A 26,690-nucleotide genomic window follows, 5' to 3' on the forward strand; every position below is an offset into this window, starting at 1 on the left:
ATGATTCCCAGAGTTGGCATCGCTTCTCCATAGTTGCAGTGGGGTGTGGTGAGGGAAAACGGAGGATGCATCCGCATCCCTGTCGACAATACGGAGGCGGTATCCGTATTGTCAAAGAGGTGCGACCGGACGGGCTGGAGGGGGCGCCGACCGGCCACTCGGGCCCGCTCACCCTTCTCTGCGATGACCGCATCTTCCAGTCCCCGCCGCTTCAAAGGGGCTGATTCGTCGGCGCCCTAATGATCAACGCCCCTTCGATGGAGGGGGCTCGGTGAGGCCGAGCCGCGGGTTAGGCGCGTGACCAATGGGACACGGCCTCCGCCGCGTTGCACGACTGCGTCTGGCCGCTGGAGATGATCGCCCAGCTCTTCGAGTACAACGCGACCCGCCCGGGACTCGTCCAGGTCTTCGCGGTACTGGCCGGCGACAGCGTCACTGAGGACCACCCGGGCGCTGCACACCATCATGCTCATCCGGATGCGGTTGGGCCCGGCGAGGAAGACGTACGTCGCCCGCCGAGTCGCCGAAGGCAGACCTCACGCGACGCACCACGCTGCCTCAAGCGAGCCATCTGCCGACAGCTCTTCAAGATCCTCGAACGCTCCGACCGAAACACCGGAACGAAACCCAAGGATCTTCCTCAAGCGGCTTGACGCTATGAGCGGGCGGCCACCCACCGATACGTGCGCACCGTGTGAAAGGACAGCCCTATCTCCTCGGCGAACAGGCGTAACGAGCCCTCCACCCCCAGCTCCTCGCCCTCCCCGAGGGTCATGTTCCCGCTGTGCGTGCGCAGCGGGGAGCCGATCAGGGCGGTCCGTGCTCAGGCAGGCGTGTCGTCCAGGAAGCGAGAAGAGCCGTCGATGGGCATGGTGCCGTGGCACTTCGCGGCGAGCTTGCCGTCCTTGTCGCTCACGGTGATGGTCAAAAAGCCCATGGTTCGGCCACGTCGGTCCACGACGGCCTCGAACGTGAGCGGTGGGAGGGCCGGACGGAGGAAGTCGCTGGCCAGCGTGGCGGTGGCCGGCATGGTCCCCGGCTCCAGCATGGAGATCAGGGAGATGGCCATCGTGTGGTCCGCACACGCCGCGACCAGGCCGCCGTGCACCGCGCCATTGGGGTTGAGGGGCCAAGGGCCACGCTCCAGGGTTAGTTCGGCCCGGCCCGCCTCGATGTGTCGGCAGCGCAGACCGATGGCCTGTGACACCGGCTGCTCGTCGGCCCAGTCGATCCACTTCTGAGGGTCGCCGCCGTGCGGCGGCGGTGCGGCGTGCTGGCCCAGTTCCGGTTCTGTCACGTCAGAGCACCGTTCCTTCCTGCCATTTTGACGAGCTGTGTGATGTGTGCGCCGGCCTCGACGACTGCGGGCACAATCCCCCTCCTCGAGTCCAGGTACGCCGATGGCGACGCCGACTGACACACGGTCCTCGGCGTCGAAGCCGACACCGTAGGCGGGATGACGGCCAGGCCGCGGCAGCTGAAGCCAGGAGGAACGGCTGCCCGTACGCGCCGATGTCGTCGTCCACTCGCGCGCCGTCACCGAACACGGGGCAAACAGGCTCGCCACGTGGCGAGCACCGAATACGGACTGTTCCCCCTCGGACACGACATCGCAGGCGCCGTGCGTGGCGCCGGTGAACTTCGGCTGGCGCCCTGTGTCCGAATGTCTCAATGAGTTGGGCGTAGAGAGGAACGGCAAGCGGGCCGACAGGGGAGCTGACTGCACAGCTAGGCAGTGATCCCCATGGGGTCGTTCCTCCTGGACAGGTGCATGGCGCATATGGAGCGGCGAACGGCACCACCCTCTGCCTCTGCCCTGCGTCACCGCAAGCGAAGCGGCTGGACTCCCCGTCCCGATGAGTACGACCAACTCGTTGCGGTGACTCGCCGGGGGACACCACTGCGACGCAACACGCTGTCCGAGGCATTCAATCGCGCGAAAGCCAAGGCGCGTGCCAAGGGAGTCCAAGTACCGGACACGGCTACATTCCGGGACCTGCGGGACTTCATGGATGCTGTCCTGATCGCTGCGGTGTACCGCCCCGGAGCGATCAGGCTCGGATGAGGCACGGCACGCTCGCCGAGACACTGGATACGTACGGCTTCGCCCTGGAAGTGGACTGGAAGAACGCGCCGGCTTTCTTCGAGGAGTTGTACGGCATCCCGGCGCCTGCGGGGATGCCCGAGGCGGCCTTGATGCCGCGCTCACAGCGGACGTGACGTCCAGCGACCTGGTGCGCCGCAGAGACCGCCGGCCCGGCGCAGGAAGCAAACATGCGCCGGGCTCAGCCGTTACCGGACAGGAGGACAGGAGGACATCATGATCGCCGAACGCACCCGGCACACGACCGACGTGCCGCAATGCGTCGCCGCAAGTGTGCACGCGATGTGCACGCAGATCTGGGGGACAGGGCTGCCGCGCAGGTCAGAGCGGATTCACGGCCACGAACGAACTGTCCTGGCGGAACAGGTCCGTGCCGTCCGACGGATCCACGCGGAGCTGGTAGTTGTAGTGACGCAGGTAGTAGCCGGGGTAGTTGTACGACTCCAGGCGCACCGAACCGCTTGCCGTACCCGTCCGGGCGATGAATGTGGCGTCCCTGGCGAACGTCGACGTGCCGTCGTTCGCGTCGAGGCGGGCCCGGAAGTCCCAGTGCCGCAGATAGTTGCCGGCCGCGTTCCGGAAGGAGTAGCCGTTCCCGTCGGCGAGGCCCGCCACGATGGTGAACGTGGCCGCCTGCTTCTCCGCGGTGGTGCTGGAGCTGGTCACCACGGGGAGGTTGAGCAGGCCGGACTGGTCCTGCCAGTGGCGGGTGGTGAAGTTGCCCGAGCGGAAGGAGCGGGTGACGCCGGTCGGCAGGGTCACCCCGCCGGAGACCGTCTCCTTGATCACGGTGAAGTGGCGCGCGGTGCCGGAGATGCCCGGCAGCTTCTTGGGCGCGCTCCAGGTGGCGAAGGTGTCGTAGCTGTCGCTGTAGTAGTAGCTGCTGTCGCCGTATCCGTCGAAGAAGATCCGCCAGGCGCCGTTGTCGAGCTGTATCAGCGCGGCACCCTCGCGCGTGCTGCCCCAGCCCGCCCAGTTCCCGGTCCTGCGGATCGTGTACGGGCCGGCCAGCGCGGTGGCGGTGGCGTACTCGATGTACTTCGATGTCTCGTTCTTCGTGAAGGCGTGGTACGTGGAGCCGATCTTCACGACGAACGTGTCGATGTGGTTGGCGCCGATGCCGGACAGCGCCACGGGTGAACTCCACGCGGTGAGAGCGGAGTTGGTGGCCCTGAGCAGATACGGCGTGAAGATCCACTGGTCGTTGGTGGTCGAGCAGGACACGAGGATGTTGACGCTGCCGTCGCTGTCGACGAAGAACTCCGGCGCCCACGCGCGCGACAGGTTCGCGATCGGGACGGTGTAGTCGTACAGGAACGTCCAGTTGACCCGATCCGAGCTGCGGGCGAAGCCGATGGTCGTGCTGGTGTCCTGCCAGGTGTGCGTGGTGTAGGTGATGTAGTAATAGCCGTCGGTGTGCTTGATGATGCTGGCGTCGCGGATCCGGTTGGCGGGCGGGGTGTACGCGGAGGCCTTGAGGAGCCGGAATTCCGTGGCGTCGTCGGACTGGTAGACGTTCACGGTGCCGTCGGTGCTGTTGAGGAACGGCACGATGGTGTAGCGGGTGGCGGAGCCGCGGGGCGGTGCCGCCGCGGCGGCCGTGCCGAGCAGGCCGGGCAGCCCGCCGAGGAGGACCGCCGAGGCGGGCAGCGCGGCCATCGCCCGCAACAGGCTGCGGCGGGACGGGGCGAGGGGGGAGGCACCGGCTGCGTCCGACGCGGCGATGGGTCTGTCTTCTCTGATCATGTGCGGCTCTCCTTGTTCTGGTTGTGCGAGGTCCGGTGGGCTCCGGGGTCGTCCGCCCGGGGCCCACCGGGTGGTTCAGAATCGGGCTCCGACGGCAGTGCCGGCCTTGGGGACGAGGAAGTCCCGGGCCGCCGGCAGGGAGCCGTCCGACGTGCGCGGGCCGGTGATGGTGCCCGTGCTGGTGCTCACGACCGACGACTCGTTCCAAGTGCCGCCCAGATCCCAGGAGTTGCCCTGAGAGCTGGTGCCGGATCCAAGTGCGGCGGGTCGTGCGTCGACGACGGATAAGTTGGCGGTGAGGACGGCCTTGCCGCCCGCTCCGTCGACGTCGAAACCTGTGCGCGCGTTGCCGTAGGTGGTGTTGCGGCTCAGGGCGAGCGCGCCCGGGTTGCTGTTGTCGGTGACTCCGTGCGCCGCGTTCTTGAAGGCGACCGAGTTGCGCAGGGTGTGGGCGACCGCCGGTGCCGGGCTTCCGCCGCCGAGCTTGAAGCCGTTGCCGTCGCCCGCGAAGTCTGGGAAATTCCAGCGGTTGAAGCCGTTGCCGTACGCGATCGTGTTCTCGACGACGATCGGCGAGGTGAACTTCCAGGCGTCGTAGCCGTCGTCGACGTTGTTCCACAGCCGTGCGCCCCGAACGACGTTGCCCGTCCCGGTGCCTTCCTTGATGGCGAGGCCGTCCGCGCTCTCCCCGTTCTTGCGCGGGTCGCGGTTGCCGTAACTGTCCAGGTTCAGGATCTGGTTGTTGCTGGAGGCGCCCTGGAGCTGGAAGCCGGACTCGTAGTTGTCGTGCGTGGTCAGACGGGAGAACACGTTGTTGTCGCAGCCGTCGCAGTAGTAGCCGTACGGGCCGTTGACGATCTCCAGGCCGGAGACCTTCCAGTAGGAGGCCTCCTGGTGGATGGCACCGCGCTCGGCTCGCGGGATGCTGCCGCCGACGGGTGTGTGGCTGGCCGGCAGGCGCTCCCCGTCGATGACGACCCGCTCGCCCTGGTACGCGCCGAGGGAGATCGGTTGCGACGCCGTTCCCGAGGTGGCGATGGTGATGTTGTCGATCAGGGCGTACGTACCGCCCCGCACGGCGATGACATCACCGGGCTTCGCCTTGTCCACGGCTTTCTGGATGGTCCGCAGCGGTTGTTCGAGTGTGCCGGAGGCGGAGTCGTCTCCGTTCACGGCCACGACGATGGTCGACGCGGCCGCCGCCGGCGTCGGTACCGCCATCGCCGCTAGTACGGCACTGAGTGCTGTCCCGGTGAGCATGCCCGCGATGCGCACGAGGCCTCCTTGTTTGCCGATCCGAACGTTGTCGCGGGTCAGTGGTCGCCCACTTCGGGTTGGTTGCCGGGGTCAGGAGCCGAGCGTCCTCGACTGGTCGACATATCGAACGGAGTTCGATAAACCGGTCAGACGGTAGGGGGAGGGTGCAGCCACGTCAATAACTTCGACACGCTTGCCCACCTCCGCCTTTACGAGCCGTTGCGTGTCCCTGCCCGTGACCGGTTCGGAGGCGGTCGGTCACGAGCGGGGACGGGCTCGGGGCGCCCAGTGGCCGGCTGGCGTCAGCCGCCCGGCCGGTAGTCGGTGCGTCGACAGCCACGGCCGATCGTCAGTGCGATCGGTGTAGTCCCGCGATGAGGAGTTCGACCAGTCGGCGTGCGTCGTAGCGGGGATCGTTGTCCGCGCCGATGCAGAGGTTCCCGACGCCGCGCATGAGCTGGTAGGCATCCATGTCGGAGCGGATCTCGCCGGCGGCGGCCGCGGCTTCGAGCAGCTGGGCGCAGACGGGCACGAGCCGGTCGAGGAAGTAGGCGTGCAGCGTGTCGAAGCCGGCGTCGTCGGACTGCAGTACGGCGGCGAGTCCGTGCTTGGTGACCAGGAAGTCGACGAAGAGGTTGACCCATTGCCCCAGTGCGGCGTGAGGAGTCGCGCAGGTCGCCAGCAGGGCGGGACCGGCCTCGGCGCAGGAGTCGACCTGGTGCCGGTAGACGGCGATGATGAGATCCGCTCGCGTCGGGAAGTGGCGGTAGATCGTGCCCAGCCCGACGCCGGCCTCGGCCGCGATGTCGCGTACCGGCGCTTCCACGCCTGACATGACGAAGACCGAGGCGGCCGCCTCGAGTAGGGTCTCCTTGTTGCGACGGGCGTCCGCCCGCTTGGACTGGGCCGCATGCCCCGCGCCCTTGTCGCCGTCGTTCATCGCGCCGCCCCCTCCGCTGTCGAGCTTGCCAAGCGGAACATCGTTCCGTATATTTTACGGAACGATGTTCCGTTTGCTCATGATGTCAGAGCCGGGGCCTGACGACCAAGCCAGGTGTGCTGGTGTGGAACCCGTCGGCCTCGGGCTGGCTGTCGGGCGCGATCCGCGAGGGCCGGGAAGTCACCGCCGGCCGCTCGACGTTCATGCCGCAACGCTTCGACACCACCATCTCCTCCAATCAGGCCAGGCTCGACGCCGTCGAGCAGCCGCCAAGGTCGCCGACGAGGCCGGCCGGACCATGATCCAGCTCGCGCCGGGATTCGTGACCGCGCATCCCGCCGTGTGACCAACGCGCTCATCGGCCCCCGCACGCAGGCACACCTGCACTCGCAACTCGCCGCCGCGGACACAGTGCTCGCCGCTGACGTACTCGACGCGATCGACGCCATCGTCGCCCCCGGTACAGACCTGACCGCGCACGAGAAGTTCGACACTCCGCCCGCGCTGCTCGACCCGTCACTGCTGCGCCGCTGATCGTCCGAGGGGCAGCGTCCGCATCCTCTCCCCGCAGGTTCCCGCGTCCGCGGGAATCGCTCAGGTGCCCGGCGAGAGGTGTTCCTTGTCTCGCTCGCCGACGCCCGCCGAAGGCCGCGGCGCTCCGCGGGCGCCGGCGGCGACTCCGCCAGATCGCGTCCGGGTAACGCCTCCGCCGTGTCGAGCCGGCCTGCCTCCTTGCGCAGCGGATCCGCCTCGGACACGGGGCCGGTGGGCTCCGGGCCCCGCCCGCGGTCACCCGGCCCGACCGGCCCTGCCCCACCGGTCCTGCCCGATCGTCTGCCGGTAGGGACCGACCAGCCCATGCGGGCGGCATCTGTCCGGGTAAGGCTGTATATGTGACACGACCGGCCCGAACTGACACGACCGGCTCGAGAACCGAGGAAAGGGATCGCCATGAAGGCACTCGTCTTCCACGGCCCCGGACAGTCCGCCTGGGAGGACATCGCGGACCCCGGCATCCAGGAGCCCACCGACGCGGTCGTCCGCGTCGACACCGTCACCATCTGCGGTACGGACCTGCACATCCTCAAGGGCGACGTGCCGGAGGTACGTCCAGGTACGGTCCTCGGCCATGAGGCCGTCGGCGAGATCGTCGAGATCGGCAGCGACGTACGCACCGTCCGTCCCGGTGACCGGGTGCTCGTCTCGTGCATCACCGCGTGCGGCCGCTGCCGTTTCTGCAGGGAGGGAACCTACGGGCAGTGCCGCGGCGGCGGAGGCTGGATCCTCGGCCACCTGACCGACGGCACGCAGGCCGAGTACGTCCGCGTGCCCCACGCCGACCTGTCCACGTACCTGTTGCCGGGCGCGGTGGACAGCCAGGACGCCGTACTGCTGGCCGACATCTTCCCCACCGCCTACGAAGTGGGCGTGCTCAACGGCCACGTACGGCCCGGAGACACCGTCGCCGTGGTCGGAGCCGGGCCCATCGGGCTCGCCGCGATCGCCACCGCCCGGCTGTACACACCCGAGAAGATCATCGCCGCGGACCTGGCCCCGGCCCGGCTGCACGCAGCCAAGAACCTCGGCGCCGACGCCGTGGCCGTCGCGGGCGAGGAGGCCGAATCGCTGGTCGCCGACCTCACCGAAGGCCTCGGTGCCGACGTGGTCGTCGAAGCGGTCGGGGTCCCGGAAAGCTTCGAGACGTGCACGCGCATGGTGCGGCCCGGCGGACACGTGGCCAACGTCGGCGTGCACGGCAAACCCGTCGCGCTGCACCTCGAGGACCTGTGGATCAAGAACGTGACGATCACCACCGGGCTGGTCGACACGTACTCCACCCCGACCCTGTTGCGCATGCTGGCCGGCGGCCGCCTGCCCGCGTCGTCGATGGTCACCCACACCTTCCCACTGGACCAGATGGAGGAGGCGTACGACGTCTTCGCCCGCGCAGCCGTCACCGGCGCGCTCAAGGTCGTACTCGGCGGGGAGCGGCACGACGTCCTGACGGTCAGGGCGGCCTGACGGGAGGAAGTGATCGGAGATGCCCGAACACACACCACCGAACGCGGCGTCCGCGGCGGCGGGCGGCGCCCGGGGCGACATCGGGCGTCGCATCGCCCGACGCCGTGAGGAACTCGGCCTGACACGGCAGGAAACCGCCGAGCGGGCGGGCACGGTACCCAGCTATCTCCAGTACCTGGAGGAACAGTCCACCGCCACGCCGGGCAGCGGCGTTCTCCTCCGGCTCGCCGATGCCCTGGAGACCACGGTGGCGGCCTTGCGCGGCGGCGAGGCCGACCTGCCGCCGGGCGTCGGCCGGCCGGCCGGCCACCCCGAGCTGGTGGAGCTGAGCACGGAGGAGTGCCGCTCCCGGTTGTCGACGCACGGCGTGGGCAGACTCGCCCTGTCCACTCCCGCCGGCCCGGTCGTGGTCCCCGTGAACTACAGCGTCGTCGACGGCGCCGTCACCTTTCGCACCGCACCCGACGCTACTCCCGCGGCGGCCGCCGGAACCCAGGTCGCCTTCGAGGTCGACCACGTCGACGAGGCGCTCAGCCAAGGCTGGAGCGTGCTCGTACGCGGCCGTGCCCGGGAGGTGACGGACGCCGACGCCGTACGCCGACTGGAGGAGCGGGCCTACAGCGGTCCCTGGGCGGGCGGCACGCGGGACATGTGGCTGCGCATCGATCCCGCGGACATCACCGGGCGGGCGATCGCGGTGCGCTGACACGCGTGCCGCCGCGCCACTGGCCTGCGCCGTCAACGAGGCCCCGTTCCCCGCCGCGTACGACGGGCGGTGGCGCGGCGGCGGGCGGTCACGCTCCCCGGGCGGCACCATCCAGCTGCCGATCTTCGCCACCGTCCTCGGCCGCAGCGGCATCGCCGAGCTGCTGCTCGGCTCTGTCAGCCTCGCCGTCGCCGCACGTGCCGACTGCCCGGTGATCGTCCTGCGCGGCGGCCACGACAACCCGGCCGGGTCCGGGATGCGGCAGCGCATCGTGCTGGGCGTCGGCGAAAGGCCGCACAACAGGGAGGTCGTGCGCTTCGCCTTCCAGGAGGCCGCGGAGCGGCGGGTGGTGCTGGAGGCCGTACGGGCCTGGCGTTGCCCCGCGCACGAGACGACGGACCATCCCCTGCTGGCCGGCGAGCCCGCCCACTACCACCAGCAGCGGGCCACGGAGAACCTCGAAGCGGCGCTGCGCGACGCCCTGGCGGACCATCCGTCCGTCGAACTGCGCCGGCACGTCGTGGAAGGCACCGCCCGCAAGGTGCTCCTCGACGCCTCGGCCGACGCCGGCCTGCTCGTTGTCGGAGCCCAGCGGCGGCAAGGGCACTTCGGACTCCAGCTCGGCCGGGTCGCCCACGCGGTCCTGCACCACTCCGAGTGCCCGGTAGCCGTCGTACCGCAGCGGACGTGAACGCCTGGCGCTGCCCGCGCACGAGACCGCCGACCAGCCGGCGTCGGCTGACGAACCGGCGTGCCACCACGAGGAGCGGGCCCCTGCCCGTGCTCGACACCGTGCTCCAGGACGCCGTCTCGGGGTACCCGGGCGTCCCGGTACGCCACACCTCGTCTCTACTTGATCAGGAGTTGTTCATGACCGTCCGAGTGGGCATCAACGGATTCGGCCGCATCGGCCGCAACTACCTCCGCGGGGCGCTGGAGCGGGCTGAGACCGGAAGCCGGCCGGTCGAGGTGGCGGCTGTCAACGACATCGCCCCGCCCGGTACGCTCGTCCATCTCCTCGAGTACGACTCCACGTACGGGCGGCTCGGCCGGAACGTCACCTACGACGACACGTCGATCACCGTCGACGGGCACCGCATCGCCGTCACGGCGGAGCGTGACCCCGCGGCCCTCGGCTGGACCGAGCACGCCGTGGACGTCGTCATCGAGTCGACGGGCCGTTTCCGCGACCGGGACTCGGCCGCCCTGCACCTGAAGGCGGGCGCTCGCAAGGTGCTGATCTCGGCACCCGGCAAAGAAGCCGACGTGACCGTGGTCATGGGCGTCAACGAGGACGCCTACGACCCGGGCCACCACCACGTCCTGTCCGCCGCCTCCTGTACCACCAACTGCGTCGTCCCCATGGTCGCGGTCCTGCACGAGCGGTTCGGCATCACCAAGGGCCTCATGACCACCATCCACGGCTACACCAACGACCAGGCGCTCCTCGACGGCCCGCACAAGGACCTGCGCCGGGCCCGCTCGGCGGCGCTGAGCATCATCCCGACCAGCACCGGCGCCGCGCGCGCCGTCGGCCTGGTCGTGCCCGAGCTGGACGGCGCGTTGGACGGCCTCGCGGTCCGGGTTCCGGTCGAGGACGGCTCGCTGACCGACCTGACCGTGGTCCTGGGGCGCGAGGTGACGGCCGACGAGGTCAACACGGCGTTCGCCGAGGCGGCCGATGGGCGGTTGCGCGGCATCCTGCGCGTGACCACCGCGCCGATCGTCTCCCGCGACGTGCTCGGCGACCCCGCGTCCTGCGTCTTCGACGCGGAGCTGACCCAGGCACATGGCGACCTCGTCAAGGTCTTCGGCTGGTACGACAACGAGTGGGGGTACAGCAATCGGCTGCTCGACCTCACCGCCTATGTGGCGGAGCAGCTGTGAACCCATCGAACGCATCAAGCCCGTCAAGCCCGTCAAGCTCATCAAGCCCGTCGAGCCCGTCGGCGACCCGGTCCGGTGAGTCCCACAACGAGGTCGCACCCGTGCTGCGGGCCGTCCGGGCCGTCGTGCTCGACACCGATGGAGTGATCACCGACTCGGCGAAGGTGCACGCCGCCGCATGGAAGACGGCTTTCGACGCCTTCCTGCGCGACCATCCGCCCGAAGACCCCCACCAACGGCGCCCGTTCGACACGAGTGACGACTACCTGCGCTACGTGGACGGCAAGTCCCGCCTCGACGGCGCCGCCGCCTTCCTCGCCTCACGCGGCCTCGACCTGCCCGCCGAGGCCGTACAGGACGTCGCCGCCGACAAGGAGCGGCTGTTCACCGAGCGGTTGCGCGAGGAGGGCATCGACGCCTACCCGGGGACGGTACGCCTGCTGCGCGCCCTGCGCCGGGAAGGAATGCCCCTCGCCGCGGCCTCCGCGTCCCGCCACGCCCGTGAACTCCTCACCAACGCAGGCGTACTCGACCTCTTCGACGCGCTGGTCGACGGTGGCGAGGTGGCCCGGCTCGGCCTGCCGGGCAAACCGCGGCCCGATCTGTTCCTGGAAGCGGCCCGCCGGCTCGGCGTTCCCCCCGACCGCGCGGCCGTCGTCGAGGACGCCCTGGCAGGGGTGGAGGCGGGCCGGCAGGGCGGGTTCGCTCTGGTCATCGGCGTGGATCGCACGGCCGTCCCGGGTACCCGGGACGGACTCCTGCGGCACGGCGCCCACCTCGTCGTCCGCGACCTGGGAGAACTCATCGAGGGAATCGAGACAGGAGCACCGAAGTGACGGGATGGACGTGGGACTACGAGGGCTACGACCCCGCGGACGAGAGGCTCAGGGAGTCCCTTTGCACGCTGGGGAACGGCTACTTCGCCACCCGCGGAGCGATCCCCGAATGCGCGGCCGACGATGTGCACTACCCGGGTACGTACGTGGCCGGCTGCTACAACCGGCTCACCTCCGACGTGGCCGGACGCCGGGTCGAGAACGAGGACATGGTCAACCTGCCCAACTGGCTGCCGCTCCGCTTCCGCCTGCACGGCGACGGCGACCAGGGCCCGGCACCGTGGCTCACCCCGGACACCGCGACGGTCCTCGAACACCGCCAGGTCCTTCATCTGTCCACCGGCATCCTGGAGCGCCGGACGCGGTACGCCGATGACGAGGGCTGCACCCTGGCCGTGCGTCAGCTGCGCGTCGTGCACATGGCGGATCCTCATCTGGCCACCCTGCGCACCGAGTTCACGGCGGAGAACTTCTCCGGCGAGGTCGAGCTGGAGGCGGCCCTCGACGGATCCGTCACCAACGCCGGCGTGCCGCGCTACCGGGACCTGGACGGCCGCCACCTGACCCATGTGCACACCGACACCGCCGCCCCGGACACGGTGTGGCTGCGCTGCCGAACCCGTACCTCCGACATCCGCGTCGGCATGGCGGCCCGCCTCACCGCGGACGAACCGGTATCGACTCATCACGCGGCCCTGCGCGCCACCCAGCGAACGCGCCTGCACCTGACTCCGGGCATCGCCGCCACCGTCGACAAGACCGTCGCCCTGCACACCTCGCGGGACCCGGCGATCAGCGACCCGCTGTGCGCGGCGATCGACCGGGTGAGCGGGGCGCCCGGCTTCGACGATCTGCTGGAGTCGCACATCACGGCGTGGGACCAGCTGTGGCGCCGGGCCGAACTGGACGTGCCCAACGATGCGGGCAGCATCCTGCGGCTGCACCTCTTCCACGTCCTGCAGACGCTCTCCCCGCACACCGCCGACCTCGACGTCGGCGTACCCGCCCGAGGGCTGCACGGCGAGGCGTACCGGGGCCATGTCTTCTGGGACGAGCTGTTCGTCCTTCCGTATCTCAACCTGCACTTCCCCGAGGTGTCCCGCGCGCTCCTCCACTACCGCTACCGACGCCTCGAACAGGCCCGTCGTTCCGCGGCCCGCGCGGTCGGCCTGACCGGCGCGCTCTATCCGTGGCAGAGCGGCAGCGACGGCCGCGAGGAGACCCAGGAGCTGCACCTCAACCCGCGCTCCGGACGCTGGCTGCCCGACTACTCCCGGCTCCAGCGCCACGTCGGCTCGGCCGTCGCCTACAACGTGTGGCAGTACTGCGAGGCGAGCGGGGACGCCGAGTTCCTGCACACCAAGGGCGCCGAGATGCTGCTGCAGATCGCCCGCTTCTGGGCGGACGCCGCCGTCTACGACGAGTCCCTCGGGCGGCACCGTATCCGCGGCGTGGTCGGCCCCGACGAGTACCACGACGCGTACCCCGGTGCCGAGAAGCCCGGTCTGGACGACAACGCGTACACGAACGTCACGGCCGCCTGGGTACTGGCCCGCACGCTCGATGTACTCGACACCCTCCCCGAACCACGCCGCCGGGAACTCGTCGAGCGGACGGCGCTGGACGGCGGCGAACTCGAACTGTGGGAGGACGTGTCCCGCACCCTCCACGTGCCCTTCCACGACGATGTCATCAGCCAGTTCGAGGGCTACGGCGACCTGGCGGAACTCGACTGGGACGGCTACCGCGACCGGTACGGCGACATCCGGCGCCTGGACCGGATCTTGGAGGCGGAGGGTGACACCGTCAACCGCTACCAGGCGTCCAAACAGGCCGACGTCCTCATGCTCGGCTACCTCTTCTCACCCGCCGAACTCCAGGGCCTCTTCACCCGGCTGGGCCACCGCCTCGACGAGGACACCTGGCGGCGCACCGTCGACTACTACCTGCACCGCACCAGCCACGGCTCCACCCTCAGCGGCCTGGTCCACGGCTGGGTACTGGCCCGGGCCCGCCGAGCCGAGGCGTGGACGTTCTGCCAGGAGGCGCTCAAGGGCGACATCGCCGACCTCCAGGGCGGGACCACGGGCGAGGGAATCCACCTGGGCGCCATGGCGGGCACCCTCGACCTCGTCCAGCGCGGACTCACCGGTCTCGAGACCCGCCAGGGCGCCCTGTGGCTGGACCCGGCGCCCCTTCCGGAGCTGTCCTCCTACGGATTCGCCCTTCGCTACCAGGGCCACTGGGGAGTACGGCTGCGCATGGAATGCGGGAGCCTGGAGATCGCGGTGCCGTCCTCCGACCGGCTGCCCATCGACGTCCGGCTGCCCGGTCGTGCGGTGTCCGTACAGCCGGGGGAGACCTGCCGGCTGGTGCTCCCTGGTTGAGCCCAGTCCAGGAGGGGCCGAATGGACCTGGGTGGGGGACCTCACGGCCCGAGCGCGGGGGACCTCACGGCCCAAGCGCACTGGTCGGGTCGCCGCAGCATGAGGCCGGCAGGGGACAGCAGGCTCAATGCAGGGGGCGCGATCGCACCGCTCCGGAACCGCGCGTGTCCCATCGCCGGGTTTGGCGTCACGGCGTCCGGCTACCCGGACAATGTGTCAGCACCAGAGCAGCAGGAACTCGTCCGTTTCCTCGAGGATCGGTTCGCCTGCGCGCAGGCGTGCACCGAGTGCGCCCGGGTGTGCGCCCTGCGCGCGAGTCTCACCGACCTCGACGGCCCCGATGATCAGCAAGAGCTGCGGCGCAAGGGAATCCTGTGCGCGGAAGTCTGCGACGCGACCTGCCGCGCCCTGGCCGAGCAGACCGTGCAGAGCGAGGCCGGAATGCGCGCCCAGGTCGAATGGTGCCGCGCCGTCTGCCTCGAGACCGCGCACGTCTTCGACCGAAGCCCCGACGCCGAGGAGGCGGCGCAGGCCTGCCGGGATTGCGCAGGGGCCTGCACCGAGTTCCTCACCCTGTTGGGCTGACGGGGCGGGCCGAGAGCGAGCAGGCGGGAACGAAGGCGGGCCGAGCCTCACGACACAAGGTCTCCCCGCAAGATCCCCGGCGACTCCGGCCTCGCAAAGCTCTCCGGCCCAACGCTCCGGCAAGGCTCTCCAGCCGCACGCTCCCGCAGAGCTTTTCGGATATCACCTCGCTTCCGCGGAGCCTTGGGACATCACCCCGCAAGCGCCTGCCCGACCCGCACATTCCACCGCCCACCCCGCCCGCTGAACTCCGTCGCGGTCAACGGAGGCACATCGACCCGCCAGAACGCCGACTCCGGAGCCCCGAGCGCCCGTACCACCCCGGCGCGTACGATCTCCGGCTCGACGACGGCGACGATCCGGCCCGAGCCGAGATCCGCCGCCGTGTACAGCCACTTCGCGACGCGCTCGCACAGATCGCGTACCGACTCACCGCCGTGCGGGGCGGACGAGGGATCCGCCAGCCACCGAGCCACGGCCTCCGGCTCGTCGGCGCTCACCTCGGCGAGGGTCGCCCCGCGCCAGCGGCCCACATCCAGGCCGGCCAACTCGGGTTCGGGGAGGGGGGCGAGGCCGAGTGCCGCGGCCGTTTCCCGGCAGCGCACGCTGGGCGAGACCGAGGCCCGGTCGGCGGTGGGCAGCGAGCCCGCGGCCGCCTCCGCGAGCCGCAGCCCGGCCGCGTCGACCGGGCATCCGTCGTCGAAACGTGCCTCCCGCAGCGCCACACTGATCGCTGGTGAGATCAACATCACTCGGCTGGTCATCGGCCCACTTTCGCGCTTTGCACGTGCTCAACACCCTTGCTGACACCGGGAATTGACGATGTGACCGGCACCCCGGCGCGCACCCGGCACCCTATGCGCCCTTGGCCGCGCCTCCGCTTCGCGGTACCTTCTCGTCGATATTGACGACGGTTCGACGGAAGCCGGTGAGAATCCGGCACGGTCGCGCCACTGTAAGCCCCGCACCAACCGCCCCTGCCAGGGGCGGTGAAGGTCGAGCAAGTCAGACCCGTGGCCGTCGTCTTGTGCACCACCAAGATGGGACGCGAGTTCCCCAGGAGGTCCTGCCGTATGGCGCAGTCCGTCGCTCAGCCGACCGCAACCACCCCCGCCGTTCCCGCAAAGCTGCCGATCGGCGCGATCGCCCCCTGGGCGGTCTTCTTCGGCATCCTGATGCTGGTGCTGCTCTACTTCGTCGGCGCCGAACAGGGCGCCACCTCCCTGGTGTCCGGCGAAGGCGTGCACGAGTGGGTGCACGACGCCCGCCACCTGCTCGGCTTCCCCTGCCACTGACGGCGGAAGGAACCGACAGGACAACTCCATGAACTCCGTCACCGTCAGAAACCTCCTGGTGCGCGGCATGCTCGCGGGTCTCGCCGCGGGCCTGCTCGCCCTGGTCGTCTCCTACTTCCTCGGCGAACCGCGCGTCGACGAAGCGATCGCGTTCGAGGAGTCCCACTCCCACGAACACGGTGGGGCCGAACTCGTGACCCGCACGATGCAGTCCACTGGCGGCCTGGCCACCGGGATACTCGTCTACGGGGTCGCGTTCGGCGGCATCGCCGCGCTCGCGTACTGCTTCGCACTCGGCAGGATCGGCCGCTTCGGGCCGCGCGCGAGCGCCCTGCTGCTGTCGACCGCGGGCCTGATCGCGGTCTACGTCGTCCCGTTCCTGAAGTACCCCGCCAACCCACCGGCTGTCGGCGACCCCGACACCCTCAACCAGCGCACGGTCCTGTTCTTCCTGATGGTGGCGCTGAGCGTGCTGCTCGCCGTCGCCACCGTGATCCTGGGCAAGCGCCTCGCACCGAGCCTGGGCAACTGGAACGCCACGCTCGCGGCGGGCGCGTTCTTCGTCCTCGTCGTCGGACTCGCGTACGCGTTCCTGCCGTCCTTCAACGAGGTCCCGAAGGACTTCCCAGGCACCCTGCTCTGGCAGTACCGCCTCGCGGCCCTGTCCATCCAGGTCACCCTGTGGACCGCCTTCGGGTTGGTCTTCGGGCTGCTGGCGGAGCGCGTACTGGCTCCCAAGCCGGCCAGGACCGAAGGGAAGACGCCCGAAGCTCGGGCAACTCCCGTCGCGCACTGAGCCGTTCACTCACACAAGGGCCTCCGGACCACCGTCCGGGGGCCCTTCGCGTAGGTGCGTACGTCACCGGCATTCCCAATTTCTGCAACACGTTCTACGGTGTGCGCCGTCAGGTCCGGGCGGGCCGAAGCAGCAGGCCATTGGGAGCCAGGAGGCGCCGTGCATCTCGAATACACGCCGGAGCAGCAGGAGTTGCGCACCGAACTGCGCACCTACTTCGCCGAGCTGGTACCGGACAACGTCCACGCCCGCTACGGAGACCCGGCGGCGCAGAAGCGCTTCTACCGCGACACCATCCGCCGACTCGGCTCCGACGGCTGGCTCGGCGTGGGCTGGCCGAAGGAGTACGGCGGGCGCGGCCTGAGCCCGATGGAACAGTTCATCTTCTTCGACGAGGCCGCCCAGGCCGGCGTACCGCTACCGCTGATGGCGCTGAACACGGTCGGACCGACGATCATGCAGTTCGGCACGGACGAGCAGAAGGCGTACTTCCTGCCGAAGATCCTTTCCGGCGAGATCGACTTCGCGATCGGCTACAGCGAGCCGGACGCGGGCACGGACCTGGCCGCGCTCAAGACCCGCGCGGTCCGCGAGGGCGACGAGGCCACCGGCCACTACACGGTCAACGGCCAGAAGATCTGGACGACCAACGGCGACACCGCCGACTGGGTCTGGCTCGCCGTCCGTACCGACCCGGAGGCCCCGCCGCACAAGGGCATCACCATGCTCCTCGTGCCGACCTCCGACCCCGGCTACTCCTGCACCCTCATCAACACCCTCGCCTCCCACGACACCACCGCGAGCTACTACGAGAACATCCGCGTCCCCGCCTCCCGCCGGGTCGGCGAGGAGAACAAGGGCTGGCGGCTGATCACCAATCAGCTCAACCACGAGCGCGTCACCCTCGCCGCGCACGGCACCATGGCCATCCGGGCCCTGCACGACGTCCAGCGCTGGGCCATGGAGACCAAACTCGCCGACGGCCGCCGCGTCGTCGACCTCCCCTGGGTACGCCGCCGCCTCGCCCAGACCCACACCAAGCTCGACGCGATGAAACTCCTCAACTGGCAGATGGTGAACGCCGTCCAGGAGGGCAGCCTCACCCCGCAGGACGCCTCCGCGGTCAAGGTGTACGGCTCCGAGGCCCGCCGAGACGCGTACGCCTGGCTCATGGAGATCGTCGCGACACCCGGCGTTCTCAAGGAGGGCTCGGCGGGCGCGGTGCTCCACGGCGAACTGGAGCGCGGCTACCGCTCGGCCGTGATCTTCACGTTCGGCGGCGGGAACAATGAGATCCAGCGAGAGATCATCTCGTGGATCGGCCTTGGGATGCCGCGGGTACGGCGTTAGTCGGTTGGGCGGTGTGGCGGACGGTGGGGTCGATGAGCAATGTCCCCGAGGCCCGGGAGGGGCCTGCCGGGAGCCGGGGCTTCGACCTGGATCCGTGGATCCGGCCTCTATGCGCTCCCCTCCGTCGTTGCCGGGGTCGCCGCGTACGCCTCGTATGTGCACCAACGGGAGTTCGCACTGCAGGGCGGGGCGGACACCATCAGTGCGTCGTTGTGGCCGCTGTCGGTGGACGGGCTCTTGCTCTTGGCTACGGTCGGCCGAACTTTGCCGCCGGGGTGGGGGGCCGCGCGCGCCCCGCCGACCGCCCGCCCCGGAGGTCAGGTTGTGTGTCGAGCGCCAGCGCCAGCGCGGTGGCCAGCAGCAGCATCACGGGGATCTGCACGATGCCGAAGAGCAGTACCCGCGCGAAGCTCTCCAGGAAGGCCGACTGCTGAAGGGCGAGGGAGTAGTTGTCAAGACCGGCGAAGCCGACGGTGGCCGGACCCAGGCCCAGCGAACCGGAGCGGACCGGCTTGAGCATGCTCTGGTGGACGGCGTAGCCGAGCGGAATGACGAAGGTGAACAGGAACAGGGCGACGAAGGGGAGGAGGAAGCCCCATGCCGCCCGGTCCGGGCGGGCGGACCGTCGGCCGCCCGGTGTCGCCTTCTCCGTCCCGTTCCTCGTCCGGCTGATCGCGGTGCTCATCACGCGCTCCTCGCCTTGAGACCCTTGGCCGGCAGGTTGTCCACGGTGCTTTTCTGGGCGTCGGCCAGCAACGAGGCGAGCGTGCCGTCCCCGGCTATGGCGGCGCCGAAGGAGTCCCCGAGCCGGAAGAAGTCGGCGTCCGTGGTGGGGGACCACTGAGCTCCGGGCTCTGGGGTGGTGGGCTCCGGCTCGAGCCCGTGAAGGTCTTCGACGCCACCACCGACCTTCACGGCCTCCCGGCCGGGTACCAGGACATGGCCGACCGCACCAGCCTCAAGGTCCTCATCAAGCCCTGACCATGGCACAACCCGCAATCGGCGAGGCGGCGGGGCTCTGTCCGGCCCCTCCCCGCGCGGCAGTGCCCCCGATCGTGTCGGTAAGCCGCTCCTGATGGAACGTGAAGGGGGGAGGAAAGTCTCCCTGCCGCGAGCGTTGCCGGTGGTGCAAGACTCCCCATCCGAGAAGCCGCCACCGCCAAGGCGCGCGGTCGCCAGGATCCCCGCGGTGATGAAGATCTGCCTCCCCTCCCGCTGTTGTGTACGACTCACCCGTCTGTGATGCGAAGGCGTATGTATGTCTACTGAACTCCCCGAGTCCGCCGCTCCACCCCCCACCGGAGCCGGCGAGTCCTCCCCGGCGCCCACTCGGCGCACGTTCATCGCCACCAGTACGGCGGTCGGTGGCGCGGTCGTCGCGGGGGGCGTGATCGGAGGGACATCCCTCTTCGGCCCGGAGGAAGCGACGGCCGATGAGAGGCCGCCCGCCAGCCGGGTGTCCCTGACGGTCAACGGCACCCGCCGGACCGTGACGGTCGACAACCGCACCTCGCTGCTGGATCTGCTGCGCGAGCACTTCGACCTGACGGGCTCCAAGAAGGGCTGCAACGCCGGGGCCTGCGGTGCGTGCACGGTCCTGGTCGACGGGCAGCGGCACAACGCCTGCCTGACGCTCGCGGTGCGCCTGGAGGGCGCCGAGGTCACCACGATCGAGGGCCTGGCCGACGGCGACGAACTGCACGCCCTGCAGCAGGCGTTCATCGATCAGGACGCCTTCCAGTGCGGCTACTGCACTCCCGGCCAGATCGTCTCCGGAGTCGGCTGCATCCAGGAGGGTCACACAGGCACCGCGGAGGAGATCCGGGAGTGGATGAGCGGCAACATCTGCCGCTGCGGCTGTTACGTCAAGATCGTGCGGGCGGTCGAGCAGACCGCCCGCGGGAAATGAGGTTGGGCGGCCATGCATCCCTTCTCCTACACCCGTGTCTCCGACACCCGTGAGGCCCTCGACGAGGGCCGGCGCGGCGGGCGGTACATCGCCGGCGGCACCACCCTCGTCGACCTGATGCGGGAGACCGTCGAACGCCCCGACGCGCTGGTCGACATCAGCGCCCTGCCGCTGCGCGAGGTCACCGCCACCGAGCGCGGCGGCCTGCGCATCGGTGCGCTGGTGCGGATGGCCGAGGCAGCCGCCCACTCCAAGGTGCGCACCTTGTATCCCGTCATCTCCGAGGCGCTGGAGTTGAGTGCTTCGGCCCAGCTGCGGAACATGGCGACCATCGGCGGCAACATCATGCAGCGCACCCGGTGCACGTACTTCCGCGACGTGACAGCCGACTGCAACAAGCGTGAGCCCGGCTCGGGTTGCGCCGCAGTACAGGGCTTCAACCGGTCCCACGCGATCCTCGGCACCTCCGACCACTGCGTGGCGACCCACCCCTCCGACGTCGCCGTGGCCTTCGCGGCCCTGGAGGCGAGCGTGCACCTCCTGGGGCCGGACGGGGAGCGCCGCGTTCCCTTCGCCGACTTCCTGTTGCGACCGGGCAGCACCCCGAACCGCGAACAGGCCCTGCGTAAGGGTGAGTTGATTACCGCTGTGGAGATCCCGGCGCTTCCGCGCCCGCTGAAGTCGGGCTACCTGAAGGTGCGCGACCGTCAGTCCTACGAGTTCGCCCTGACCTCCGCGGCCGTCGGCCTGCACATCCGAGGCGGCGTCATCCGCGAGGCGAAGGTCGCCGCCGGCGGTGTGGGCACCGTGCCGTGGAAGCTGCCCGCCGTCGAGCGCCACCTCATCGGCGAGCGCCCCTCCGAGGCCCTGTGGGCCGAGGCCGCCGAGCAGGCGGCGGAGGGCACTCGCCCGCTTCAGCACAACCGCTTCAAGGTCGAACTGCTTCAGCGGACCGTGGAACGCCAGCTGCGCGTCGTAGGAGGTACCAAGTGAGCCCCCAGCCACAGGCAGCCGTGGGCGCGCCGCTGTCCCGGGTGGACGGCCGGCTGAAGGTCACGGGCAAGGCGCTGTACGCCGCCGAGTACGACATCGACGGTGCCGTGCACGCCGTCATCGTCGACGCGAGTGTCGGCCGCGGCCGTATCACGTCGATCGACACCGGCGCGGCCGAAGCCCACCCGGGTGTGCTGCGGGTGATCAGTCACCGCAACGCGCCGAAGCTGCCGTACCGCGACAACGCCGGCTCCAACAACCTGCCCGGTCGACGGCTGCGGGTCTTCCAGGACGACAAGGTCCTCTTCCACGGCCAGCCGGTCGCCGTCGTGGTGGCCACCACGCTGGAGGCCGCACAGCACGGCGCGAGCCTCGTCAAGGTCGACTACGACGCCGAGCGGCCCTCGACCGACCTGCACGACGCAGAGCCGGACAAGCCGACGAACTACGCGCGCGGCGACGCGGAGGCCGGCCTGCGTGATGCTCCCGTACGGCTGGACCTGACCTACCAACTGGCACGCAACCACCACAACCCGATGGAACCGCACGCCACGATCGCCCGCTGGGACGGCGACGAGCTCACCGTGTGGGACAAGACGCAGTGGGTGATGGGCACCCACGACGAGCTCGCCGCCGTGTTCGACCTGCCCGCGGCGTCGGTGCGGGTCATCAACCCCTTCGTCGGCGGCGGTTTCGGCAGCGGGCTGCGCTGCTGGCCGCACACCACCGTCGCCGCGCTGGCCGCGCGGGAGACGAAGCGTCCGGTCAAGCTGGTGCTCAGCCGCCGGCAGATGTACTTCGGCACCGGCTTCAGGCCGTCGTACGAGTACCGGCTGCGCCTCGGCAGCGACCGGCGCGGCCGGCTGACCGCCGCGATCCACGACATCGACGCCGAGACCTCCTCGTACGAGACGTTCACCGAGGCCGTCATGGGCGCGGGACAGATGACCTACAGCATGCCCAACGTCAGCCAGGCGTACCGGACGGTCCCCCTGGACGTGAACACACCGATCTGGATGCGCGGCCCCGGCTTCGCCTCGGCCTCCTTCGCCATCGAGTCGGCCATGGACGAGCTCGCGAACGAACTCGGCGTCGACCCGATCGAGCTGCGCCGACGCAACGAACCCAGCGAGGACGAGTCGAACAACCTGCCCTTCTCCACCCGACGGCTGCGGGAGTGCTACACGGTAGGCGCCCGCGAGTTCGGCTGGGACCGCCGCAACCCGAGGCCGCGCTCGACGCGGGACGGGGACTGGCTGATCGGCCTGGGCATGGCCGCCGGTGTCTACGATCCCGGGCGCTTCCCTGCCGAGGCCCGGGTCCGCCTGGATGCCGACGGGACCGCGGTGGTCGAGTCGGCCACCAGCGACATGGGGCCGGGCACCTACACCTCCCAGACCCAGGTCGCCGCCGACGCACTCGGACTGACCATGCGCACCGTCACCTTCCGGCTCGGCGACTCCCTGTATCCGCCGACCGGTCCCCACGGCGGCTCGGCGACCATGGCCAGCGTCGGCACCGCCGTCGTCGACGCCTGCGACAAGGTCCGACGGCAGGCGATCGAACTGGCCGTCGAGGACCGCGAATCACCGCTGTACGGGGTGGCGGTGAAGGAGGTCGTCGTACGCGGCGGTCGGCTGCAGGTGCGGGGCAACCCGGCGCGGGGCGAGACGTACCAGCGGCTGCTCACCCGCAACGACCGCACCCACCTCCAAGCGGACGGCTCCTACACCGGGGCGCCGCAACCGGCGCGGTGCTCCTACCACGCCTACAACGCCACCTTCGCCGAGGTCGCCGTCGACGCGACGCTCGGTCTGGTCCGGGTGCGGCGGATGCTCGGCGTCTACGACGCGGGCCGCATCATCAGCCCCAAGCTCGCCGACAGCCAGGCGATCGGCGGCATCGTGGGCGGTATCGGCACGGCTCTGCTGGAGCACACCGTCACCGACCACCGCGACGGCCGGATCGTCAACGCCAACCTCGCCGACTACCTCGTCCCGGTCAACGCCGACGTCCCCGAGGTCAGGGCGATCTACCTGGACGGCGAGGACAACGACGGCAACGCGCTCGGCGTCAAGGGGCTCGGCGAGGTCGTCCAGGTGGGTGTGGCGGCCGCGATCGGCAACGCGGTCTTCAACGCCACCGGCCGACGGGTCCGCGAACTGCCCATCACCGCCGAGGCGTTGATCTGACCCTGGCAGTCCCTCCCCTCAGGGACGGGCCGATCGACCGGCCCGGCAGCCCGCCCCCGTCGCTGCCGGACCTCCCAGGGCCGTCGCCGCGCATGCGCTCCCCGTCCGGCGCGGCGGCGGCCCGCCCCACCCCCACGGCGAACCACGGAGAACGACTCATGCTGAACATCGCGGACACACTGCACCGCTGGTGCCGTGAGACACGCCCCTTCGCCCTCGCCACCGTCGTCGACGTGCACGGCAGTGCCCCCTTGCCAGTCGGTACGTCGGTCGCGGTGGACGAAGACGGCAACGCGGTCGGCAGCATCTCCGGCGGCTGCGTAGAGGGGGCGGTCTATGAACTGTGCCGACAGGTGCTGCATGACCAGGGTGCGCCGCAGCGCGCCTGGTTCGGCTACTCCGACGACGACGCCTTCGCCGTCGGCCTGACCTGCGGCGGAGAACTCGAGGTCCTCATACAGCGCATGGATCCCGCGACTCAGTCGCACCTCGCTGCTGCCCTGACCGAGGCGGTCCGGGGCGGACCGGTTGCCGTGGCACAGGTCGTGGACGGCCCGGACGCACTCCTCGGGTCCACGCTGAGTGTGTTCGGCGACGGCCGGGTCCCTGACGGAACGGTGGACGGGGGGCCGATGGACCGGGCGGTGGCCGATCGGGCCGGGGCGCTGCTGCGGGCGGGCCGCACCGCTCTCGTCCCGCTCGGCGGCGACGCGGACACCTGCCCCGAGCAACTGTCCGTTCTTGTCCACGTGGCCGCCACTCGTCCCCGCATGCTGATCTTCGGCGCCGTCGACTTCGCCGCCGCCCTCAGCCAGGTCGGCCGCTTCCTGGGCTATCACGTCACCGTCTGCGACGCCCGCCCTGTCTTCGCCACCGCGGCACGCTTCCCGCACGCCGACGAGGTGGTCGTCGACTGGCCCCACCGCTACCTGGACCAGACCCACATCGACGCTCGTACCGCCGTGTGCGTCCTCACCCACGACGCCAAGTTCGACATACCCCTGCTGCGCCTCGCACTCGACCTGCCTGTCGGCTACGTCGGCGCGATGGGCTCACGCCGCACCCATGACGAGCGGCTGCGCCGCTTGCGTGACGCCGGCGTCACGGATGAACAGCTGGCCCGGCTGCGCTCTCCGATCGGCCTCGACCTCGGCGCACGCACCCCGGAGGAGACGGCAGTCTCCATCACCGCGGAGATCATCGCCGACGCCAACCAAACCAGCGGCCTGCCCCTGTCCCATCGCATGGGCCCCATCCACCGGCCGGCTGCTCACGACCCTGGCGGTGGCCGACCCACTCTCGAAGACGTCGCCGCGCGCGCCGACGTGGCCCGCGGCACGGACTCGCGGGTGGTCAACGGCTCGTCCCGGGTCAGCGGCGCCACACGGGTGGCGGTCCAGGCCGCGGTCGCCGACGCCGAACCGTTGGAACCCGGCGTAGCAGGCTCCGGCGGTCGCGTGCTCAGCGCGGGCTCGATCGTCTCGCATTCCTGTGCTCGCTGAGCGTCACCCGAGCCGGCTGCCCATCTTTGACTGGCACAAGGCATGGCTGGTTGGCACCAGGATCGCATTGCCGGGGAACGGGCTCGTCAAGCCCGCCCATGTGCTTCCTGCGAGCGTCGCGACAGCGAGTCGATGACCACCGCGGCGAAGAGCACCCCGCCCGTGATGATGAACTGGACGGCAGCGGGGGTGTCCGTGATCGCCATGCCTGAGGCGATCGACTGGATGATCAGTATGCCGAGCACCGCGGACCAGGTGGTACCGCGTCCTCCGAACAGGCTGGTACCACCGATGACGGCTGCTGCGATGGCATTGAGCAGCAGGACGCCCGAGCCGGAACTCTGGCTCACCGAGGTGATGCGCGAGGCCAGGAACAGGCCGCCGACAGCGGCCATGGTGCCCGAGACCGCGAGCACCGTGGTCTGCACCCGCGTCACACTGAGGCTGGCGCGACGGGCCGCTTCGACACCGCCACCGAGTGCGTAGACCTGTCGCCCGTAGTGCGTGCGCCGGAGAACGATGTCGAGGCCTGCCACCACCACGAGGAAGATCAGGAGAGCGAGCGGTAGGCCTTGGAAGCGGTTGAGGAGGTACGCGGCGGTGAACGCGATCACCGCGAGTACTCCCGTGCGCACCGCGATCCCCTGGAGTGAGGGGTGCGGCATGCCGACGGCCTTGCGGCGCCGCCTGTCCTGGTAGGACACGAGGAAGACCATGCCCGTGCTGACTCCCGCCAGGCCGTAGGCGGCGCCGTCGTTGGTGAAGTAATAGGTGGTCAGCTTGGCGACGAGCCCGTTCTCGTCGAGGTTGACGGTGCCGCTGGTCCCGAGGACGTAGAGCATGAGGCCGTTCCAGGTGAGCAGCCCCGCGAGTGTGATGACGAACGCCGGCACCCGGGTCCTGGCGTACGAGAAGCCCTGGACGGTTCCCGCCGCGGTGCCCGCGAGCACTCCGATGATGACGGCAAGCCATTCGGGTACGCCGTGGTTCACGTTCAGAACGGCGAAGACGGCCGCCGCGAGACCGCTGATCGAGCCGACCGACAGGTCGAGCTCCCCGAGCAGCAGCACGAAGACGATGCCGACCGCGATCAGACCCGTGCCCACGATGTCCACGCTGAGATTGGACAGGTTCCGGGGTGAGAGGAAGTTCTCGTTGAGGACCTGGAAGGTGATCCAGACCGCGGCAAGGACGAGGACGACGGGGAACGAGCCCAGTTCACCGGCGCTCAGCTTGCGCCGGAAGCCGGCGACCCAGCTCTCCACGGCACGGGCGAGGGCCCGCCCGTGGTGCGGCTGACGGGCCTCGGCGTCGGGTGCGGTGGGTTCGGTCCGTGTGTTGTCCGCCATGTTGCGCATCCCTTTCACCACCCCGCCTCCTGAGGGGCCATCCGGCGGGGGACGTTTTCCGTGGCACCGGTGATGGAGGAGATGATCTGTTCCTGAGACGCGGTGTTCACGTCGAAGAAGCCATTGTTGCGACCGAGCCGCAGCACAGCGGCCCGGTCCGCGAGAGCTTTGACGTCGCCCAGGTTGTGGCTGATGAGCAGTACGCCCAGGCCGCGGTCTCGCAGCTGGTCGACGAGGTCCAGGACCTCGGCGGTCTGCTCGAATCCCAGAGCGGCGGTCGGTTCGTCCAGGAGGAGGACCCGCGGGTTCCCGAGGAGCGAGCGAGCGATGGCGACCGTCTGCCGTTGGCCACTGGACAGTGAGACGACGGGGGCGCGCAGATCGGGGACGGCTCTGGTCAGGCGTTCCAACAGCTGTCCGGTGCGGCGCTCCATCTCCACCTCGTCGAGGAACCCGAACTTGCGGATCTCCCGTCCGAGGAAGAGATTGCCGACGACATCGAGGTTCCCGCACAGCGCGAGGTCCTGGAAGACGGTGGCGATGCCGAGGTCCCGGGCATCGTGGGGGCGCCTGATGTGGACTGTCCGCCCCTCCCACTCGATGGTGCCCTTGTCCGCGGCGGCGACGCCAGAGATCACTTTGACCAGGGTGGACTTGCCGGCCCCGTTGTCGCCCAGAAGAGCGACGACCTGGCCGGCGTGAATCTCCAGCTCGATGTCCGTGAGGACCTCGACGACGCCGAAGCGCTTGCACACGCCGTGCAGCGCCAGCAACGGGGGAGTCGGCACGCAATCCATCTCCTTCCCGGCACCTGGGCCCGACCCGGCCGGCTCG

At 69.9% G+C, this 26,690-nt stretch carries 23 protein-coding genes, 3 pseudogenes and 1 riboswitch; of the genes and pseudogenes, 17 read left to right on the plus strand and 9 right to left on the minus strand.

The annotated features are described in order from the left end of the window. Positions 1-823: 823 nt before the first annotated feature. A complete protein-coding gene (locus ACTWQR_RS48385) occupies positions 824-1,297 on the minus strand; it encodes a PaaI family thioesterase (protein WP_443233715.1) in 474 nt (157 codons plus the stop codon). A gap of 764 nt (positions 1,298-2,061) precedes the next feature. Between ACTWQR_RS48385 and ACTWQR_RS48390 the strand changes: the two genes are divergently transcribed. Beyond that, positions 2,062-2,220 carry a hypothetical protein gene (locus tag ACTWQR_RS48390; RefSeq protein ID WP_443233716.1) on the plus strand — a complete coding sequence of 53 codons (159 nt, stop codon included), beginning with the start codon at positions 2,062-2,064 and terminating at the stop codon, positions 2,218-2,220. Positions 2,221-2,425: 205 nt separating this feature from the next. Here ACTWQR_RS48390 and ACTWQR_RS48395 read toward each other — a convergent pair whose 3' ends face one another. The 3 genes from ACTWQR_RS48395 to ACTWQR_RS48405 form a co-directional block, all read right to left on the minus strand. Further along, positions 2,426-3,850, minus strand: a complete 1,425-nt coding sequence (locus ACTWQR_RS48395; RefSeq protein ID WP_443233717.1) for an AbfB domain-containing protein — start codon at positions 3,848-3,850, stop codon at positions 2,426-2,428. Positions 3,851-3,925: 75 nt separating this feature from the next. After that, positions 3,926-5,110 (minus strand): right-handed parallel beta-helix repeat-containing protein, encoded by a 1,185-nt coding sequence (locus ACTWQR_RS48400; RefSeq protein WP_443233742.1) that lies wholly within the window; start codon positions 5,108-5,110, stop codon positions 3,926-3,928. A gap of 346 nt (positions 5,111-5,456) precedes the next feature. Then, positions 5,457-6,047, minus strand: a complete 591-nt coding sequence (locus ACTWQR_RS48405; protein WP_443233718.1) for a TetR/AcrR family transcriptional regulator — start codon at positions 6,045-6,047, stop codon at positions 5,457-5,459. A 113-nt stretch (positions 6,048-6,160) separates the two neighbouring features. On the opposite strand from ACTWQR_RS48405, the pseudogene ACTWQR_RS48410 reads away from it, so the two are divergent. From ACTWQR_RS48410 to ACTWQR_RS48445, 8 genes and pseudogenes are all read left to right on the plus strand, one after another. Continuing rightward, positions 6,161-6,581 (plus strand): annotated as a pseudogene (locus tag ACTWQR_RS48410) (aldo/keto reductase); the annotation flags it as partial. Positions 6,582-6,998: 417 nt separating this feature from the next. After that, positions 6,999-8,069: a zinc-dependent alcohol dehydrogenase family protein gene (locus ACTWQR_RS48415; protein ID WP_443233719.1), complete on the plus strand. Its 1,071-nt coding sequence runs from the start codon at positions 6,999-7,001 to the stop codon at positions 8,067-8,069. A 19-nt stretch (positions 8,070-8,088) separates the two neighbouring features. Next, complete coding sequence (locus ACTWQR_RS48420) at positions 8,089-8,775, plus strand: helix-turn-helix domain-containing protein (protein WP_443233720.1); 687 nt, start codon at positions 8,089-8,091, stop codon at positions 8,773-8,775. A gap of 139 nt (positions 8,776-8,914) precedes the next feature. Beyond that, positions 8,915-9,466 (plus strand): annotated as a pseudogene (locus ACTWQR_RS48425) (universal stress protein); the annotation flags it as partial. A gap of 179 nt (positions 9,467-9,645) precedes the next feature. Next, positions 9,646-10,662: a type I glyceraldehyde-3-phosphate dehydrogenase gene (gap, locus tag ACTWQR_RS48430; RefSeq protein WP_443233743.1), complete on the plus strand. Its 1,017-nt coding sequence runs from the start codon at positions 9,646-9,648 to the stop codon at positions 10,660-10,662. Positions 10,663-10,763: 101 nt separating this feature from the next. Next, the gene (locus tag ACTWQR_RS48435; RefSeq protein WP_443233721.1) at positions 10,764-11,498 is read left to right on the plus strand and encodes an HAD family hydrolase; all 735 of its coding nucleotides are present in this window, start codon (positions 10,764-10,766) and stop codon (positions 11,496-11,498) included. After that, the gene (locus ACTWQR_RS48440) at positions 11,495-13,885 is read left to right on the plus strand and encodes a glycoside hydrolase family 65 protein (RefSeq protein ID WP_443233722.1); all 2,391 of its coding nucleotides are present in this window, start codon (positions 11,495-11,497) and stop codon (positions 13,883-13,885) included. The genes ACTWQR_RS48435 and ACTWQR_RS48440 overlap by 4 nt, the downstream gene beginning before the upstream one ends. Before the next feature lie 213 nt (positions 13,886-14,098). After that, positions 14,099-14,470, plus strand: a complete 372-nt coding sequence (locus ACTWQR_RS48445; protein WP_443233723.1) for a ferredoxin — start codon at positions 14,099-14,101, stop codon at positions 14,468-14,470. Positions 14,471-14,661: 191 nt separating this feature from the next. Here the strand turns inward: ACTWQR_RS48445 and ACTWQR_RS48450 are convergent, their stop codons facing one another. Continuing rightward, on the minus strand, positions 14,662-15,234 hold the full coding sequence (locus tag ACTWQR_RS48450; protein WP_443233724.1) for a histidine phosphatase family protein: 573 nt from the start codon (positions 15,232-15,234) through the stop codon (positions 14,662-14,664). Between the two features lie 130 nt (positions 15,235-15,364). Then, positions 15,365-15,506, plus strand: a riboswitch (cobalamin riboswitch). 37 nt (positions 15,507-15,543) lie between these two features. Between ACTWQR_RS48450 and ACTWQR_RS48455 the strand changes: the two genes are divergently transcribed. The 4 genes and pseudogenes from ACTWQR_RS48455 to ACTWQR_RS48470 all read left to right on the plus strand — a co-directional run. After that, positions 15,544-15,765, plus strand: a complete 222-nt coding sequence (locus ACTWQR_RS48455; RefSeq protein WP_443233725.1) for a CbtB domain-containing protein — start codon at positions 15,544-15,546, stop codon at positions 15,763-15,765. A gap of 28 nt (positions 15,766-15,793) precedes the next feature. Next, positions 15,794-16,561, plus strand: a complete 768-nt coding sequence (locus ACTWQR_RS48460) for a CbtA family protein (RefSeq protein ID WP_443233726.1) — start codon at positions 15,794-15,796, stop codon at positions 16,559-16,561. 159 nt (positions 16,562-16,720) lie between these two features. Then, positions 16,721-17,911: an acyl-CoA dehydrogenase family protein gene (locus ACTWQR_RS48465; protein ID WP_443233727.1), complete on the plus strand. Its 1,191-nt coding sequence runs from the start codon at positions 16,721-16,723 to the stop codon at positions 17,909-17,911. A gap of 39 nt (positions 17,912-17,950) precedes the next feature. Further along, a pseudogene (locus ACTWQR_RS48470) lies at positions 17,951-18,103 on the plus strand (hypothetical protein); the annotation flags it as partial. 55 nt (positions 18,104-18,158) lie between these two features. Here the strand turns inward: ACTWQR_RS48470 and ACTWQR_RS48475 are convergent. After that, positions 18,159-18,596 carry a hypothetical protein gene (locus ACTWQR_RS48475; protein WP_443233745.1) on the minus strand — a complete coding sequence of 146 codons (438 nt, stop codon included), beginning with the start codon at positions 18,594-18,596 and terminating at the stop codon, positions 18,159-18,161. Beyond that, the gene (locus tag ACTWQR_RS48480) at positions 18,596-18,826 is read right to left on the minus strand and encodes a hypothetical protein (protein WP_443233728.1); all 231 of its coding nucleotides are present in this window, start codon (positions 18,824-18,826) and stop codon (positions 18,596-18,598) included. The genes ACTWQR_RS48475 and ACTWQR_RS48480 overlap by 1 nt, the downstream gene beginning before the upstream one ends. Before the next feature lie 343 nt (positions 18,827-19,169). On the opposite strand from ACTWQR_RS48480, the gene ACTWQR_RS48485 reads away from it, so the two are divergent. The 4 genes from ACTWQR_RS48485 to ACTWQR_RS48500 all read left to right on the plus strand — a co-directional run bounded on the left by ACTWQR_RS48485 (position 19,170) and on the right by ACTWQR_RS48500 (position 24,507). Next, positions 19,170-19,820 carry a (2Fe-2S)-binding protein gene (locus tag ACTWQR_RS48485; RefSeq protein ID WP_443233729.1) on the plus strand — a complete coding sequence of 217 codons (651 nt, stop codon included), beginning with the start codon at positions 19,170-19,172 and terminating at the stop codon, positions 19,818-19,820. A gap of 12 nt (positions 19,821-19,832) precedes the next feature. Continuing rightward, positions 19,833-20,813 carry an FAD binding domain-containing protein gene (locus tag ACTWQR_RS48490; protein WP_443233730.1) on the plus strand — a complete coding sequence of 327 codons (981 nt, stop codon included), beginning with the start codon at positions 19,833-19,835 and terminating at the stop codon, positions 20,811-20,813. After that, entirely contained in the window at positions 20,810-23,005 is a 2,196-nt protein-coding gene (locus ACTWQR_RS48495) for a xanthine dehydrogenase family protein molybdopterin-binding subunit (protein WP_443233731.1), read from the plus strand. The genes ACTWQR_RS48490 and ACTWQR_RS48495 overlap by 4 nt, the downstream gene beginning before the upstream one ends. 158 nt (positions 23,006-23,163) lie before the next feature. Next, positions 23,164-24,507, plus strand: a complete 1,344-nt coding sequence (locus ACTWQR_RS48500; RefSeq protein WP_443233732.1) for an XdhC family protein — start codon at positions 23,164-23,166, stop codon at positions 24,505-24,507. A gap of 86 nt (positions 24,508-24,593) precedes the next feature. On the opposite strand, the gene ACTWQR_RS48505 is transcribed toward ACTWQR_RS48500, so the two are convergent. Both ACTWQR_RS48505 and ACTWQR_RS48510 read right to left on the minus strand, forming a co-directional pair. Beyond that, positions 24,594-25,865, minus strand: coding sequence for a sugar ABC transporter permease (locus tag ACTWQR_RS48505; RefSeq protein ID WP_443233744.1), 1,272 nt, complete (start codon positions 25,863-25,865; stop codon positions 24,594-24,596). Positions 25,866-25,870: 5 nt separating this feature from the next. Continuing rightward, positions 25,871-26,653 (minus strand): ATP-binding cassette domain-containing protein, encoded by a 783-nt coding sequence (locus ACTWQR_RS48510; protein WP_443233733.1) that lies wholly within the window; start codon positions 26,651-26,653, stop codon positions 25,871-25,873. Between the last annotated feature and the right edge of the window lie 37 nt (positions 26,654-26,690).

Source organism: Streptomyces sp. 2A115 (assembly GCF_052245575.1).
Classification (GTDB): domain Bacteria; phylum Actinomycetota; class Actinomycetes; order Streptomycetales; family Streptomycetaceae; genus Streptomyces.